Raw genomic sequence first — 16,378 nt, forward strand, 5'->3', positions numbered from 1 at the left:
AGAAACGATCTGCGTGCGCAGTACGAAGAGGTTCTCCGCCTGCGAGCCAAGTTGAAACGCCTGCTCGCAAAGAAGGCCCGCGGCCAATCCAAGCGACGTCCTTGCCGCCACTAGCGAGCTTTGCTGGCCGCCTGTTCAGGTGTAGTCGCATTCCGCCACTCCTCTCGCCTTAACCTCCATCGTCATTCCGGGCTCATCGCTTCGCGATGCCCCGGAATGACAGTGTGTGTTGTGGCGCGAGCTATGCAAAAAGTGCCCGTCGGGCAAATCACCAAAAGTCTGTCCAGCCCTTCCGCAAAAAACATTCCGCTTCCGTCGTCGGGCAAATCAGTGATTTAACTCCGCGCGTCTCAGCGCGAATGAGGGGCGGGTCGCGATCGTCACGAACGTTGCGGTGAGATGCGGTGGACGCGATGGGTGTGACTGACGAGCACGCCCATCACGGACGGCGAAGTCGTGTGGTTCTGGCGCCCCGACGCTGGCGCTAAGTTTTTTGCGTGAACAAATTCACGCAAGAGATGACGGTGGCAAGAAAGCCCGGTCACCGGGAAGAGCACGAAGTAAGCCGTAAAACCATCGCGCAGGGAAAGCCGGAGTTGCTTCGGTTGACCTGTGGTCCTACCCCCGTGCTTTTTGTTGCACGGGGCCCACGGGTGCAACCGGCACCCGGCTTTCCCTGCGCCCTCTGTTCGATGAGAGGGTGGAAAGTGACGCAAACCTCGGGCGCAACGTGCCGCGAGAACGCGAACTCACATCTCTCACCATACTCCACCGTCATGCCCCGCGCAGGCGGGGCATCCAGTATCCGGCGGCCTCTCAGCTCAAGCTCAGACGCCTCTGGGATACTAGATCGTCCGGTCAAGCCGGACGATGACAGCGGAGAGCTGTTTGAAAACTGAATCAGAATCGTAGGATGGATAGAGCGCAGCGAAACCCATCATTCGTGCCGCTTGCTCCGTCACGATGGGTTTCGCTGCGCTCTACCCATCCTACGGGCCACCAGCCTCACTCGCTAGCCTCAATCCACTCCGCGGCGCCGCGCCAGAGCGTGTCGCGGTGCTCGGGGCGGAAGAAACCGAAATGGCCGATCTTCTTGACGCCGGCATCATCAGGTGTGATCGAGATGACCTCCGTCTTGGCGGCGGTGAAGCCGGAGCAGAGCAGTTCGATCGCAGGGCGCGTCGCCCAGGTGTCATCGGCCATGCACAACGCGCGCAGGGCGCCCTTGAAGTTCGCGAAATTCGACACCGCGTCGAGCTTGGCGTCATCGAACAGGTAGCGCGGGCTGTTCACCCCAATTCGTCCATTGCTCGAACACGCCCTTCGGCAAATCCATGCCGAGCCCCGCCCAGCCGGGCGTGTAGCCGAGCACGCGGGTCAACGGCAGAAGGACGAAATTCATGGCGGTGTAGACGCGATAGCGTTCGGGCGAGGCCATCAACCGCCAGGTCGCGGCCTGCGAGGCGACCAGGAGCGCGCGCGACACCTCGATGTTGTTCGGGATCAGTCCCAGCGCCTGGCCGCCGAACGAATGGCCGACATAGGCGAGCGGCAGCGCCTGGTAGCGCTCGCGCACCCACGTCACGGCGGCGGTGACGTCGAGCGCGGCCCAGTCCGACATCGAGGCCTTGAAGCCGACCAGCGATTTCGGCTGGTTGTCTCCGCTCACGGCCTTCTGCCTGGAATCGCCGGTGCCGCGATAATCATAGGTGAGGACGACGCAGCCGCGCTTGGCGAGATAGCCAGCGAAGCCCTTGTAGACCCTGCGTGGCACCGCAGTTGCCGAATTGACCAGGACGGCGTGCCGCTTGGAGCCGCGGGGCAGGAAGAGGGTAGCCCCAAGCGGATAGTCGTCGATGGCGGGTACAATGATGTCGTCGGTGAAGACGTCGTCCAGCGCAGCCTCAGCCACTTACGGTTTTTCCTTGCGTTTCGCGCTTTACTCTAACAAATGCGAATTCGGTTGCCGTCCCAAAGGCTTGACCAGACAGCCGGAAATCCGGCTGGCGGTCTTTCGGCAGCCTGTGTATATAGCTTCACTTTCCCGGATAAGTAGCGGTTTTTGCTCAGGAGTTAACGCCCATGTCCGAGCGCTGGACACCCGACAGTTGGCGCGTCAAGACGGTCTTGCAGATGCCGGACTATCCCGATGCCAAGGCATTGGCCGACGTCGAGGCGCAGCTTGCGACCTTTCCGCCGCTGGTGTTCGCGGGCGAAGCGCGCAACCTGAAGAAGGCGCTGGCCCGCGTCGCCGCAGGCGAGGCCTTCCTGCTGCAGGGCGGCGACTGCGCGGAAAGTTTTGCCGAGCACGGCGCCAACAACATCCGCGACTTCTTCCGCGTGCTGCTGCAGATGGCCGTCGTCATGACCTATGCCGGCGCGTTGCCGGTGGTGAAGGTCGGACGCATTGCCGGACAATTTGCAAAACCGCGCTCCTCGCCGACCGAAAAGGTTGCTGGCGTCGAACTGCCGAGCTACCGCGGCGACATCATCAACGATATTGCCTTCACCAAGGAGGCGCGCACGCCCGATCCGGCGCGGCAGTTGATGGCCTACCGGCAATCGGCGGCGACCCTCAATTTGCTGCGGGCGTTCGCCACCGGCGGTTTCGCCAATCTCGGCAGTGTGCATCAGTGGATGCTCGGCTTCCTGAAGGACTCGCCGCAGTCGCGCCGCTACAAGGAGCTCGCCGACCGCATCTCGGAGGCGCTGAATTTCATGCGTGCCTGCGGCCTCGACCTCGAGAGCCATCCGGAATTGCGCTCGACCGATTTCTATACCAGCCACGAGGCTCTGCTGCTCGGCTATGAGCAGGCGCTGACCCGGGTCGATTCCACGACCGGTGATTGGTATGCGACCTCCGGCCACATGATCTGGATCGGCGACCGCACCCGCCAGCTCGAGAACGGCCATGTCGAATATTTCCGCGGCATCAAGAACCCGATCGGCCTGAAATGCGGCCCGTCGCTGAAGCCGGACGAGCTCTTGAAATTGATCGACGTACTGAGCCCCGACAACGAGCCCGGGCGGCTGACGCTGATCGCCCGCTTCGGCGCCGACAAGGTCGGCGAGCATCTGCCGGCGCTGATCCGCGCGGTGAAGCGGGAAGGGCGGACGGTGGTGTGGTCGTGCGATCCCATGCATGGCAACACCATCACCTCGACGTCCGGCTACAAGACGCGTCCGTTCGACCGGGTGCTGTCGGAAGTGAAGTCGTTCTTCACCATCCACCAGGCCGAAGGCACCCATGCCGGCGGCGTTCACCTGGAGATGACCGGGCAGGACGTCACCGAATGCATCGGCGGCGCGCGCGCGATCACGGATGAGGATCTCAACGATCGCTATCACACGGTCTGCGATCCCCGCCTCAACGCCGAACAGTCGATCGACATGGCCTTCCTGATCGCGGAGCTCCTGAAGCAGGAGCGGGCGAGCAAGGTCAAACCGATGCCGGCAGCCGCGGGGCTCTGACACTTGCTGCGGTTCTGGCGGGCCACCATCAACTCGTGGAACGGCCTCGGCTTTGCGATCCGCTCGGAGCAGGCGGTTCGCGAGGAGGTGGTGGCGCTGATATTGTCCGTGCCGGCGGCATGGCTGATCGGCGCCACCGTGATGCGCCGGGTCGAGCTCGTTGCATCGGTGGTGCTGGTGCTCGTGGTCGAGCTGCTCAACACCGCGATCGAGAAGCTCGCCGACCGCCTGACCATGGACCATGATCCGCAGATCGGGCGGGTCAAGGACATGGGCTCCGCCGCGGTCGGCGTGGCGCTGGTGATGTCCGGTCTGTTCTGGCTGTTCGCCCTCGCCGAGCGCATGGGCGTGATCTAACGCAGGCGATTGCAGTTTAGGTGGGTGCAAGGCACCATTGGTCTCATGAGCGAACCTGAGTTCATTGTTACACTGGCGCAATTGAATCCGACTGTCGGCGACGTCACCGGCAACGCCGCGAAGGCGCGCGCCGCGCGCGAGACGGCGAAGGCGGCCGGCGCCGATCTCGTGGTGCTGTCGGAGCTGTTCATCGCCGGCTACCCGCCGGAGGACCTGATCCTGAAACCGGCCTTCCAGGCCGCCTGTCGTGCCGCGGTCGAGGAATTGGCGCGCGAGACGGCTGATGGCGGTCCGGCTGTCCTGATCGGGACGCCCTGGGTCGAGGACGGCAAGCTCTACAATGCCTGCGCGCTGCTCGATGGCGGCCGCATCGCCGCGCTGCGCTTCAAGGCCAATCTGCCGAACTACGGCGTGTTCGACGAGAAGCGGCTGTTCGCGCGGGGACCGGCGCCGGGCCCGGTCACGGTGAAGGGCGTCCGGGTCGGCGTGCCCATCTGCGAGGATATCTGGCTCGAAGAGTCCGAGGACTATGAGAACGTCGTCGAATGTCTCGCCGAGACCGGCGCGGAGATCCTGGTCGTGCCGAACGGCTCGCCTTATGCGCGCGACAAGAACGATCTCCGGCTCTCGATCGCGGTCGCCCGCGTCACCGAGAGCGGCTTGCCGCTGATCTATCTGAACGAAGTAGGCGGGCAGGACGAATTGGTGTTCGACGGCGCCTCGTTCGCGCTCAACGCCGATCTCTCGGTGGCGGCGCAGCTTCCGGCATTCGAGGAGAGCATCACGACGCTGCGCTGGACCAGAGGCGAGGCGGGCTGGCGCTGCAACGGGCCGATCACGCCGCTGCTCGAGGGCGACAAGGCGGACTACGCGGCCTGCGTGCTCGGCCTGCGCGACTATGTCCGCAAGAACGGCTTTCCTGGCGTGCTGCTCGGTATTTCCGGCGGCATCGATTCCGCGCTGTGCGCGGCAATCGCAGTGGATGCGCTCGGCGCCGAGATGGTCCACGGCGTGATGCTGCCGTTCCGCTACACCGCGCAGGTGTCGCTCGATGATGCGGCAAACCTGACCAGGATGCTCGGCATCCGCTACGAGGTGCTGCCGATCGCGGACGCCGTGAACGGGTTCGAGAAGATCCTGGCCGAGCCGTTCAAGGGCCTGCCGCGCGACATCACCGAGGAGAACCTGCAAGCGCGCACCCGCGGCACGTTGTTGATGGCGCTCTCCAACAAGACCGGCGCGATGGTGGTGACCACCGGCAACAAGTCGGAGATGTCGGTCGGCTATGCCACGCTTTACGGCGATATGAACGGCGGCTTCAACCCGATCAAGGACATCTACAAGACCGAGGTGTTCCGGCTCGCCGCCTTGCGCAACACCTGGAAACCGGAAGGCGCGCTCGGCCCGTCGGGCGAAGTGATCCCGCCCTCGATCATCACCCGGCCGCCGACGGCCGAACTGCGCGAGAACCAGACCGATCAGGACTCGCTGCCGCCTTACGATGTGCTCGATGCGGTGCTGGAACGGCTGGTCGAGCGCGAGGAGCCTTTGGCCTCGATCGTCGCCGCCGGCTTCGATCGCGAATTGGTCGCGCGCATCGACCGCCTGCTTTCCATCGCCGAATACAAGCGCCGGCAGGCCGCGCCCGGCGTCAAGGTCACACCGAAGAATTTCGGCCGCGACCGCCGCTATCCCATCACCAACCGCTTCCGCGATCGCGGCGAGGCATTGCCGCAGCCGGACGAGAAGCTGGTGACGCGCGGCACCCGCGCCTCGGTGGAGGCGTTCGAGGGCTAGCTATTGTTGTTTCTTCGGGATGAAGGGCGGGCCGACGGTGCGGATCGGCCGATCTCCCGGCGGGGTTTGATCAAGCGGCGGCGCCGGTGCGTCGGGTGCAGGCGCCGCATTCGCCGACGTCGCGCCCTTCTTGCCGGCCGGCGCCTGTTTCGTCGCCTGCTGCTGCGCGCGTTGCTGCATCCTCCGCGCGCTCTCCTCGGTGACGATGATGTCGCCCTGCTGCTCGACGGCGGCCTTGTCGTCGACCGATTTCAGCGCCTCCGACCAGGTCTGCCCCGCCGGCTTGCAGGAGCAGGACGGGTTGAACTCGGTACGGAACTTGAACGCGTTCGGCAGCGACGTATAGGGCTGGCCGTTGATCGACACCGCCTGGTTGATGTCCTCGCCGGGATTGCGATAGGCGAACAGGGTCGCTTCCGCTGCCGGACACTGCGCCTTGCAGGTCCTCTCGTCATCGGCAAAGCGCCCCTGCACCGTCGCGAACGAGATCGGGAAATAGGCGCCGTCGCAGCTTCGCACGCAGACCGTGCGGTAGGTGCCGGATTGCGGGCCGAGCTCGGCGGCCGGCGGCGCAATGGTCACGTTGCTGTCGTTGTGGTTGCCGAAGAGATTGTCGAGGAAATTGCCGGGACCCCGCACGGCATTGGCATATTGCGGGCCGCAATTGTTCTGCGCCAGCGCTGTCAACACCGAGCGGCGCTGGTTCTCGCGGTCGGCACCGCCGAGCCCACCGCTGCGCATCCGCTCCAGGCTCGTCGTCATCTGATCGAGATTGCCGCGCATCTGCTGGATCTGGGTGTTGATCGGACCGCATTGCGCCGAGTTGTTGTTGAACAGCGAGAAGAAGCCGGAAGAGTCGCAGCCCATGCGCCGTGCCTGCGCGGTCACGCGGTCCAGTTCGGCCTGCTGTCTCGAGGCGGCGTCCTGGTAGCGGCGGATCTGCTCGTCCCTGATCGAATCGCCGCCGCCGCCGCGATCGATGGTCGCAAGCTGGCCCTCGAGCCGGATGCAGATCGGGTTGGACGACCCGTCCTGTTGCGGAGGCGGCGCCTCCTGAGACATCTGCGCGTAGGCATCGTCGGGCGTCTGCGCCAAGGCTTCAGCGCCCGGCACGGCAGCGCCGAGCAGGAGGGCGCACGTCAAAATCCACGGGGAGAAGCAAGAGTTCAGGCGATCGGGCATGTCCAGTCACAGAATGACGCCGCGCGGCGGGCAAGCCCAAGAGGCGCAGCCAAGGCCCGCTGCAATAGCCGTTTCTCGGGGCAGCGTCACGTCGTTTCCGGGGCCCGGATGTGGCAAAAGCCCGTGAGAATACCGGCCCTTGGAGAGTGCAGACCGGGTCAGCGCTGGCAGGTGATGGCGATATATTCGCCGCAGGCGCCGCCGCTGCAGTTCTCCCCGGCCTTCGGAACGGCGCCGGTAATTTCGTCGGGGTCGACGCGGCGATAGGCGGTGGCCTGCGCAAAATCGCGTGACTGGCAATAGGAGCGGGCGGCGTGCGCCCCGCATTTGTCGCCTCGCGCGAGGCATTCGTCGACACCATAGCCGTCGTCGTGGTTGGCGATGATGAAGACGCGGCTGTCGGCCAATGCAGCGGAGGCGGCGAAAAGGAATGTGCAGGCAAGAAATGCGGATCGAAATAGCATGGAGCACCAAGCGGGGAAGGGAACCAGTGCCTATCCGATTACGCCCAAGGCGTTAATAATGATTAACCATGCCATCCTTGGAATCATCACAGTGGCCAAAATCGCCCTCAAAACGGGCGCAAACAGGCCTTGACGGCGTCCCCCGGATGGCGCCATGGTGGAACCATGAACGGCCACCTCGCCATCTGCAGCATTTGCCGCGAGATTATTAGCTAGCGATTCGCTGGCTGAGGCCGTCTTTTCTCACATCGAGATCACGCGACGCCCCGGCCACAAGGGACGGGTATTCCATGCAATTGCGTCTGTACGATACGTTGACCCGGGAAAAGCGGCCCTTCGTGCCGCTCGATCCCAACAATGTGCGCATGTATGTCTGCGGGCCGACGGTCTATGACTTCGCCCATATCGGCAACGCGCGCCCGGTGATCGTCTTCGACGTGCTGTTCCGCCTGTTGCGGCACGTCTATGGCGAAAACCGCGTCAAATATGTCCGCAACGTCACCGACGTCGACGACAAGATCAACGACCGCGCCGCGCGAGATTATCCCGGCCTGCCGCTGAACGATGCGATCCGTAAGGTCACCGAGCAGACGGAGCGCCAGTTTCACGAGGACGTCGACGCGCTCGGCGCGCTGCGCCCCACGGTCGAGCCGCGCGCGACCGAGCACATCGCGGAGATGCGCGTGCTCATCGAAAAGCTGGTCACGGATGGTTTTGCCTACGTCGCCGAAGACCACGTGCTGTTCTCGCCGCAGGCGATGAACGCGGCCAACGGCGTGCTGCCGCGCTACGGCGCACTCGCCAACCGCTCGCTGGACGAGATGATCGCAGGCGCCCGCGTCGACGTCGCTCCCTACAAGCGCGACAACACCGATTTCGTGCTGTGGAAGCCGTCGAAGCCCGGCGAGCCGTCCTGGCCGTCGCCATCAGGCATCGCGGTGCCGGGGCGTCCGGGCTGGCACATCGAATGCTCGGCGATGGCCTGGAAACACCTTGGCGAGCAGTTCGACATTCATGGCGGCGGCATCGACCTCGTGTTCCCGCATCACGAGAACGAGCTCGCGCAAAGCTGCTGCGCCTTCCATGAAGCGCGCATGGCGAACACCTGGATGCACAACGGCTTCCTGCAGGTCGAAGGCGAGAAGATGTCGAAGTCACTCGGCAACTTCGTCACGATCAGGGAATTGCTGCGAGGATGGAAGGGGCAATCATGGTCGGGAGACGTCGTCAAATGGGCGATGTTGCAAACACACTATCGTCAGCCAATTGATTGGACATTTGACAACTTGCGCGCGGCCGCGAGTGAACTTGCTGAAATGTATCTATACTTTCGGATGCTCGAATATGATCACGTGAATTTCGGTGAAAATTTATGGAACAAAGCCTCTCAGCTAGAACCCACCCATGATTTGGTTGAAGCGCTAAGTGATGATCTAAACTTTCCGGGCGCAATCGCGGTGTTGAGAGGAAGCAAGGCAAATTGGAGCAAGCGTCAAGATGCGCAACTTCAACTGCTTCGTGACCTGCAATTCCTAGGAGTCGTTCGAAATGAAACTAGATACGTCTTCAGATTGGATTCGGTCGGCGCCAATTGGCCGGCAGAGTTGGCTCCGCAAATCGCGAAGATCACTCATGATTTCCGGGTCGGAAAAGCCAACGGCGATGAAGCATTCGTTGAGCAAGTCTTGAGCGAGGCGGCCGGTTTGGGGATGGCCATCGAAAGCCGCGGGCCGCTGTCGCTGCAACTGAATTTCTTGTCGGAATGGAAGGTGCCCGGGAAAACCGTGGAGGAACTGGTTGCCGCCCGCACGGCAGCCCGCGCGCGTAAGGACTTTAAGGAATCCGATCGCATCCGCGATGAACTCGCAGCGAAAGGTATTGTGCTTAAGGATGGTAAGGATGCTGACGGCAAACCGGTAACCACGTGGGAACTGGCATGATGGCACAGGCACTCCCGCAATCCGCGCTGCGACCGTTCCTGCCGGCGGATACGCCGATGCTGGCGGCGATCTTCGTGGCTGCGATCCAGGAACTGACCGGAGACGACTACAGCGAGAACCAGCAGGAAGCCTGGGCAGCCGTGGCCGATGACGAGGTGGCCTTCGGCAACAAGCTCGCGGGCGAGTTGACGCTGATCGCGACCATCCAGAATTCACCGGTCGGCTTTGCTTCGCTGAAGAACAACAACTACATCGACATGCTGTATGTGCATCCGAGCGTGGCGGGGCAGGGCGTCGGCGCGATGCTGTGCGATGCGCTGGAAAAGCTCGCCGGTGCGCGCGGCACCAAGACGCTTTCGGTCGATGCCAGCGACAACGCGCTCGATTTCTTCCGCAAGCGCGGCTACGTCGCCCAGCAGCGCAACAGCGTGACAATCCAGGACGAGTGGCTGGCCAACACCACGATGCAGAAAAGCCTGGCCAATGGCACTGCCGCGGGGGGCGCATCGTGAGCCGCGAGCGCCTCTATCTTTTCGACACCACCTTGCGCGACGGCGCACAGACCAATGGCGTCGATTTCACCCTGCAGGACAAGCAGGTCATCGCGCAGATGCTGGACGAACTCGGCATCGACTATGTCGAGGGCGGTTATCCCGGCGCCAACCCGACCGACACGGAATTCTTCTCGACAAAGCCGAAATTCGACCACGCGCGCTTCACCGCCTTCGGCATGACGCGGCGTCCGGGCCGCTCGGTGTCCAACGATCCCGGATTGGTGGCGATCCTGGAGGCGAAGGCGGACGCGATCTGCTTCGTCGCCAAATCGAGCGCCTATCAGGTGCGTGTCGCGCTGGAGACCACGAATGAGGAGAACCTCGCTTCAATCCGTGAGAGCGTCGCCGCGGCGAAGGCTGCCGGGCGCGAGGTAATGGTCGATTGCGAGCATTTCTTCGACGGTTACAAGGAGAATGCCGAGTTCGCGCTGTCGTGCGCCAAGGCCGCCTATGAGGCCGGCGCGCGCTGGGTGGTGTTGTGCGACACCAACGGCGGCACCATGCCGCACGAGGTTGAGACCATCGTCGGCGATGTCGTGCGGCACATTCCCGGCAGCCACGTCGGCATCCACGCCCATAACGATACCGAGCAGGCGGTGGCGAACTCGCTTGCCGCGGTGCGCGCCGGCGCCCGCCAGATCCAGGGCACGCTGAACGGGTTAGGGGAACGCTGCGGCAACGCCAATCTCTGCTCGCTGATCCCGACGCTGCGGCTGAAGCAGGAGTTCTCCGAGAATTTCGAGATCGGCGTCACGCCGGAGAAGATGACGACGCTCATGAAGGTGTCGCGCACGCTCGACGACATGCTCAACCGCGCGCCGAACCGACACGCAGCTTATGTCGGCGAGAGTGCCTTCGTCACCAAGACCGGCATCCATGCTTCCGCCGTGCTGAAGGATCCGCAGACCTACGAGCACGTGCCGCCGGAAGCCGTCGGCAATCATCGCAAGGTGCTGGTGTCAGACCAGGCCGGACGCTCCAACGTCATTGCCGAACTCGACCGGGCCGGCATCCCCTATGAGAAGAATGATCCGAAGCTCACGCGGCTCGTTGCTGAGCTGAAGGAGCGCGAGGCCGCAGGATTCGCCTATGAATCCGCCAACGCCTCGTTCGAACTGCTGGCGCGGCGCACGCTCGGAAAGGTGCCGGAATATTTCAAGGTCGAGCAGTTCGACGTCAATGTCGAGCAGCGCTACAACGCGGTCGGCCAGCGCGTCACGGTCGCGCTCGCGGTGGTGAAGGTCGACGTCGCCGGCGAGCGGCTGATTTCGGCTGCCGAAGGCAACGGCCCGGTGAACGCGCTCGACGTCGCCTTGCGCAAGGATCTCGGCAAGTATCAGAAGTACATCGAGGGACTGAAGCTGATCGATTACCGCGTGCGTATCCTCAATGGAGGTACGGAGGCGGTGACGCGTGTGCTGATCGAGAGCGAGGATGAGACCGGTGAAAGCTGGACCACGGTCGGCGTGTCGCCGAACATCATCGATGCCTCGTTCCAGGCACTGATGGATTCGGTGTTCTACAAACTGGTGAAATCAGGCGCTCCGGGTTGAAGAGAGCGGCAACGCATGATCGACCATATCTCCGTCGGTGTCAGCGATCTCGAACGTTCTGCGCGCTTCTATGAGGCAACGCTGGCGCCGCTTGGCCTGTCGCGCCTCGTCACCCGTCCGGCCACGATCGGGTTCGGCAAGAGCTATCCCGAGTTCTGGATCAACCTGCGCGTTGGCTTAAAGCCGGTCGCGTCCGACAGCGGTAACCACATCTGCCTGCGGGCAAAATCAACCGCCGACGTCGATGCCTTCCATGCCGCGGCTCTGAGCGCGGGCGGCCGTTCCGACGGCGCGCCTGGTTTGCGTCCGCACGACCGTATCAGGTACTACGCGGCCTTCGTCACCGATCCCGACGGCAATCGTATCGAGGCGGTGACGTTTCCGGGCGAATGAATCTTTACAGCCGCCGCGCCACGTCAGGCGCGAGTTCCTTGCCGGCCTCGGGCGCACGGGCGGCAGCGGCGCGCAGGCGTGGCACGATGTCCTCCACGCGGTCGGCCGTCAGCACCTCGAGCGGCAGCGTCGGGCGGATGAAGGCCGTCGAGCGCATGTGGTCGAGCAGCGCGAGCAGCGGCTCCCAGAAACCGTCGATATTGGCGAGCAGCACCGGCTTCGTGTGCCGGCCGAGCTGCTGCCAGGTGAGCTGCTCGACCAGCTCCTCCAGCGTGCCGATGCCGCCAGGCAGCGCCACGAAAGCATCCGAACGCTCGAACATCAGCCGTTTGCGCTCGTGCATGTCCGGTGTGACGATCATCTCCTGGACGCGGGTAAGCGCGTTCTCGCGGGCGCGGAGGAAATCCGGGATGATGCCGGTGACCTTGCCGCCGTGGTCAAGCGTGGAGGTTGCGACCGCGCCCATCAGCCCGATCGAGCCGCCGCCATAGACGAGGCGGATATCGCTCTCGGCGAAAATCCTTCCGAGCGCGTTGGCTGCTTCGACAAAGCTGGGGCTGGTGCCGGGTCCGGAGCCGCAGTAGACGCAGACGGTCTTGATCTGGTTCATAGGTCTGATTTGGTGCATTCGCTCATGTGGCACTGCAACGAAAAAAACGTCAAGCCCGGCATTTCACCTGGCGTGGCGTAAAAGTGGCGTAAATCGCTGAAAATCGTGAAAGATCCACTCCATGAGGGTTTCCGCGAGATCAAAATCGCCTATATGACGGGCAGAATGCGGATCCATGCAAATCACGTGACAGCGAACCGGCGCGCGGGTCAATGTCGTCCCAACCCGAGCTACGCCTGAGCGATATGTCATCTCCCGACAGAAGCGGGGCCGAGAAGGCGACCCTGATCGGCACGCTCGCGCATCTGTGGCCCTATATCTGGCCTGGCGACCGCGCCGACCTGAAGATGCGCGTACTGTGGTCGATGGTGCTCCTGCTCATCGCCAAGCTCTCGACGTTGTCCGTGCCCTTCACCTTCAAATGGGCGATCGACGCGCTGAACGGCACGCCCAGCGCGCCGGTGCAACCATCGAACTGGACGATGTGGCTGATCGCCTCGCCGCTCCTGATGACGGCGGGCTACGGCGCCGTGCGTGTCCTGATGGCGGTGCTGACGCAATGGCGCGACGGCATCTTTGCCCGCGTCGCGATGCACGCGGTGCGGCGGCTCGCTTATCTCACCTTCGTGCACATGCACGAATTGTCGCTGCGCTTTCACCTGGAACGCAAGACCGGCGGGCTGACGCGTATCCTCGAACGCGGCCGCACCGGCATCGAGACCATCGTGCGGATGGTGATCCTGCAATTGATCCCGACCGTGGTCGAGGTTGCGCTGCTGACGGCCGTGCTGCTGTGGCAGTTCGACTGGCGCTATGTCGGCGTCGTCCTGATCACCGTCGCCGCGTTCATGTACTACACCTATGTCGCGACCGAATGGCGGATCGAGATCCGCCGCAAGATGAACGACTCCGACACCGAGGCGAACACCAAGGCGATCGACTCGCTGCTCAACTACGAGACCGTGAAATATTTCGGCGCCGAGGCGCGCGAGGCCGAGCGTTACGACCGCTCGATGGAGCGCTACGAGCACGCCAGCATCAAGACCTATACGTCGCTGGCGATCCTCAACGCCGGGCAGGCGGTCATCTTCACTGCCGGCCTGACGGCGATCATGCTGCTGTGCGCGATCGGCATACGCAACGGCAGCAACACGGTCGGCGATTTCGTGCTGGTCAACGCCATGATGATCCAGCTCTACCAGCCGCTCAACTTCATGGGCATGGTCTATCGGGAGATCAAGCAGGCGATCATCGACATCGAGAAGATGTTTGGCGTGCTGGCGCGCAAGCCGGAGGTCAAGGACGCGGCCGACGCCAGGCCGCTGGTGGTGACGGCGGGCGGCGTGCGCTTCGAGGATGTGCGGTTCGCCTATGAGCCTGATCGCCCGATCCTGAAAGGCCTCTCCTTCGAGGTGCCGGCCGGCAAGACGGTCGCGATCGTCGGCCCCTCCGGCGCCGGCAAGTCGACGATCTCGCGATTGTTGTTCCGTCTCTACGACGTCTCCGGCGGCAGGATCCTGGTCGACGGCCAGGACGTCCGCAACGTCACGCAGGCCTCGTTGCGCGCCTCGATCGGCATGGTGCCGCAGGACACCGTGCTGTTCAACGACACCATCCGCTACAACATCCGATATGGCCGCTGGGATGCCGATGATACCGAGGTGGAGGAGGCGGCCAAGCTCGCGCAGATCGATGCCTTCATCCGGATGTCGCCGAAGGGCTACGAGACCCAGGTGGGTGAGCGCGGCCTGAAACTGTCGGGCGGCGAGAAGCAGCGGGTGGCGATCGCGCGCACCGTGCTGAAGGCGCCGCCGATCCTGGTGCTGGACGAGGCGACATCGGCGCTCGACAGCCACACCGAGCACGAGATCCAGGCCGCGCTCGAGCGCGTCTCGCGCAACCGCACCTCGCTGGTGATCGCACACCGGCTTTCGACCATCGTCGGCGCCGACGAGATCATCGTCCTCGACCAGGGCCGCATTGCCGAGCGCGGAACCCATCCGCGGCTTTTGGCGCAGGGCGGGCTTTATGCCAGTATGTGGAACAGGCAGCGCGAGGCGGAGGAGGCGCGGGAGAAGCTGGCGATGGTCGACGACGGCATGGAGGCGCCGAACCGCGAGCCGCCGCCGGTCGACGAACCCGAGCCTGAGCCGGTCGAGAAACCCTTGCCGACGGCTGCGGAATAGGCTCCATCTCCGTCCCCAGACGTGGGAAACCGAGTGAGATTCGATGTCGATCGCCAATTCCATCCGCGCGCAGATTCCGCCCATTCATCCCGAGGGCTACCCGTTCATCGGCGGCTTTGCGCTGGCGAGCCTGATCCTGTTCTGGATCTGGACGCCGCTGGGCTGGATCGGCACCGTGCTGACGATCTGGTGCGCGCTGTTCTTCCGCGATCCCGTGCGGGTGACGCCGGTGCGGGACGGGCTCGTGGTCGCGCCCGCCGACGGGCGTGTCTCGATGATCATCCAAGCCCTGCCGCCGGCCGAACTCGGGCTCGGCGACAGGCCGCTGCCGCGGGTCTCGATCTTCATGAGCGTGTTCAACTGCCACGTGAACCGCAGCCCGGTCGCCGGACGGATCGACCGCATCGCCTACCGGCCGGGCGCCTTCATCAATGCCGAACTCGACAAGGCCAGCGAGGACAATGAGCGCAACTCGCTCGTGATCTCGACGCCCAACGGCCGCATCGGCGTGGTCCAGATCGCGGGCCTGGTGGCGCGGCGCATCGTCTCGTTCGTGCGCGAAGGCCAGTCGATCGGCGCCGGGGAGCGGTTTGGCCTGATCCGGTTCGGCTCGCGGCTCGATGTCTACCTGCCCGAGGGCACCAGGCCGCTGGTTTCCGAGGGCCAGACCGCGATCGCCGGCGAGACAGTCCTGGCCGATTTCCGTACCCCCGAACCGGGGTGGACCTACCGGGCCGATTAACCACTCGGCATGGCCAGTTGCGGCGCCTTGCCGCTATAATGGCGGAGAGGGCCCGCGCTTGTTATATTCGCGAGACATGATGCCGATCGATTCCAAATATCCGGAACTGCGCCGCCGGCGGTTTCGCCAGATTCCGGTGCGGATGCTGGTGCCCAACGTCATCACGCTGCTCGCGATCTGCGCCGGCCTGACCGCGATCCGCCTGTCGACCGAAGGGCGGATGGAGCTTGCGGTCGCCGCGATCGTGTTTGCCGCGGCGCTTGACGGCATCGACGGCCGTATTGCGCGCCTGATCAAGGGCCAGTCGAAATTCGGCGCCGAGCTCGACAGCCTCGCGGACTTCGTCAATTTCGGCGTTGCGCCGGGTCTGATCCTCTATTTCTGGCAGCTCCACGAATTGGGCAATGGCGGCTGGATCGCGGCCATGGTGTTCGCGATCAGCGGCGGGCTGCGGCTCGCGCGCTTCAACGCTTCGATCGACGATCCGAGCAAGCCGGCGTTCGCGGCGAACTATTTCACTGGCGTACCGGCGCCGGCCGGCGCCATCACGGTGCTGCTGCCGGTCTATCTGGCGTTCCTGGGCGTCACCTCGCCGCCGGCAATGCTGACCGCGTTCTATACGCTTCTGATCGCGTTCCTGATGGTATCGCGCCTGCCGGTGTTTTCCGGCAAAACGGCGCGTATGCGCGTGCCGCCGGAAATGCTGCTGCCGGTGTTCGTCTCGGTGGTGTTCTTCATCGCGCTATTGGTCAGCTATCCCTGGCACATCCTCTCCGCGGGCTCGGTGCTCTACCTCATCAGCCTGCCATGGGGCTGGAAAACGTATCGCGACCATGCTCGCGCCGCCGACGTACTGGCGGCTGTGCCGGCCGAGGCCTCGACGTCGCCAACTCCGCCGCCGAGCTATCCGGGCGTCACCGACGCCGACCAGGGCAACCGTCCGGCCCGCCTTAATTGAATAATGCTCGCCCTCATGGTGAGGAGCGCGCAGCGCGTCTCGAACCATGAGGCCCCATCTGTGGCCTCATCCTTCGAGACGCGCTTCGCGCTCCTCACCATGAGGGTCCGATACCGAAACTCCAGGTCCCAAATATCAGCCATGAGCGGAAGCTTGGTTGGGTTCGCGGCC

General features: G+C 63.9%; 13 protein-coding genes and 1 pseudogene. 10 read left to right on the forward strand and 4 right to left on the reverse strand.

Annotated elements, in window-relative coordinates:
* Positions 1-1,005: 1,005 nt before the first annotated feature.
* A pseudogene (locus tag ACVJGD_RS03720) lies at positions 1,006-1,912 on the reverse strand (alpha/beta hydrolase family protein).
* Between the two features lie 170 nt (positions 1,913-2,082).
* Between ACVJGD_RS03720 and ACVJGD_RS03725 the strand changes: the two are divergent.
* From ACVJGD_RS03725 to ACVJGD_RS03735, 3 genes are read left to right on the forward strand one after another with little or no spacing between them, the layout of a single operon-like run.
* The gene (locus ACVJGD_RS03725) at positions 2,083-3,471 is read left to right on the forward strand and encodes a class II 3-deoxy-7-phosphoheptulonate synthase (RefSeq protein ID WP_456633093.1); all 1,389 of its coding nucleotides are present in this window, start codon (positions 2,083-2,085) and stop codon (positions 3,469-3,471) included.
* A gap of 3 nt (positions 3,472-3,474) precedes the next feature.
* Complete coding sequence (locus ACVJGD_RS03730; protein ID WP_456633094.1) at positions 3,475-3,828, forward strand: diacylglycerol kinase; 354 nt, start codon at positions 3,475-3,477, stop codon at positions 3,826-3,828.
* A 45-nt stretch (positions 3,829-3,873) separates the two neighbouring features.
* Positions 3,874-5,625, forward strand: a complete 1,752-nt coding sequence (locus tag ACVJGD_RS03735; protein WP_456633095.1) for an NAD+ synthase — start codon at positions 3,874-3,876, stop codon at positions 5,623-5,625.
* Here ACVJGD_RS03735 and ACVJGD_RS03740 read toward each other — a convergent pair whose 3' ends face one another.
* Positions 5,626-6,807 (reverse strand): DUF2865 domain-containing protein, encoded by a 1,182-nt coding sequence (locus tag ACVJGD_RS03740; protein ID WP_456633096.1) that lies wholly within the window; start codon positions 6,805-6,807, stop codon positions 5,626-5,628.
* 158 nt (positions 6,808-6,965) lie between these two features.
* On the reverse strand, positions 6,966-7,271 hold the full coding sequence (locus ACVJGD_RS03745) for a hypothetical protein (protein ID WP_456633097.1): 306 nt from the start codon (positions 7,269-7,271) through the stop codon (positions 6,966-6,968).
* A 290-nt stretch (positions 7,272-7,561) separates the two neighbouring features.
* Here ACVJGD_RS03745 and cysS point away from each other — a divergent pair, with 290 nt between their 5' ends.
* Genes cysS through ACVJGD_RS03765 form a run of 4 tightly spaced genes read left to right on the forward strand, consistent with a single transcriptional unit; the run spans position 7,562 to position 11,711 of the window.
* Positions 7,562-9,211 carry a cysteine--tRNA ligase gene (cysS, locus tag ACVJGD_RS03750; protein WP_456633098.1) on the forward strand — a complete coding sequence of 550 codons (1,650 nt, stop codon included), beginning with the start codon at positions 7,562-7,564 and terminating at the stop codon, positions 9,209-9,211.
* Positions 9,211-9,723: a GNAT family N-acetyltransferase gene (locus tag ACVJGD_RS03755; RefSeq protein ID WP_456640154.1), complete on the forward strand. Its 513-nt coding sequence runs from the start codon at positions 9,211-9,213 to the stop codon at positions 9,721-9,723. Before cysS ends, ACVJGD_RS03755 begins: the two co-directional genes overlap by 1 nt.
* Positions 9,720-11,318, forward strand: a complete 1,599-nt coding sequence (gene cimA / locus ACVJGD_RS03760) for a citramalate synthase (RefSeq protein ID WP_456633099.1) — start codon at positions 9,720-9,722, stop codon at positions 11,316-11,318. The genes ACVJGD_RS03755 and cimA overlap by 4 nt, the downstream gene beginning before the upstream one ends.
* A gap of 15 nt (positions 11,319-11,333) precedes the next feature.
* On the forward strand, positions 11,334-11,711 hold the full coding sequence (locus ACVJGD_RS03765) for a VOC family protein (RefSeq protein WP_456633100.1): 378 nt from the start codon (positions 11,334-11,336) through the stop codon (positions 11,709-11,711).
* 4 nt (positions 11,712-11,715) lie between these two features.
* Here ACVJGD_RS03765 and ACVJGD_RS03770 read toward each other — a convergent pair whose 3' ends face one another.
* Complete coding sequence (locus ACVJGD_RS03770; RefSeq protein WP_028166512.1) at positions 11,716-12,321, reverse strand: LOG family protein; 606 nt, start codon at positions 12,319-12,321, stop codon at positions 11,716-11,718.
* Positions 12,322-12,533: 212 nt separating this feature from the next.
* Here ACVJGD_RS03770 and ACVJGD_RS03775 point away from each other — a divergent pair, with 212 nt between their 5' ends.
* From ACVJGD_RS03775 to ACVJGD_RS03785, 3 genes are all read left to right on the forward strand, one after another.
* Positions 12,534-14,507, forward strand: a complete 1,974-nt coding sequence (locus ACVJGD_RS03775; protein ID WP_456633101.1) for an ABCB family ABC transporter ATP-binding protein/permease — start codon at positions 12,534-12,536, stop codon at positions 14,505-14,507.
* Between the two features lie 43 nt (positions 14,508-14,550).
* A complete protein-coding gene (locus tag ACVJGD_RS03780) occupies positions 14,551-15,249 on the forward strand; it encodes a phosphatidylserine decarboxylase (RefSeq protein WP_456633102.1) in 699 nt (232 codons plus the stop codon).
* A gap of 76 nt (positions 15,250-15,325) precedes the next feature.
* The gene (locus ACVJGD_RS03785; RefSeq protein WP_456640155.1) at positions 15,326-16,207 is read left to right on the forward strand and encodes a CDP-alcohol phosphatidyltransferase family protein; all 882 of its coding nucleotides are present in this window, start codon (positions 15,326-15,328) and stop codon (positions 16,205-16,207) included.
* Positions 16,208-16,378: the final 171 nt, after the last annotated feature.

This window comes from Bradyrhizobium sp. USDA 10063 (assembly GCF_054063735.1).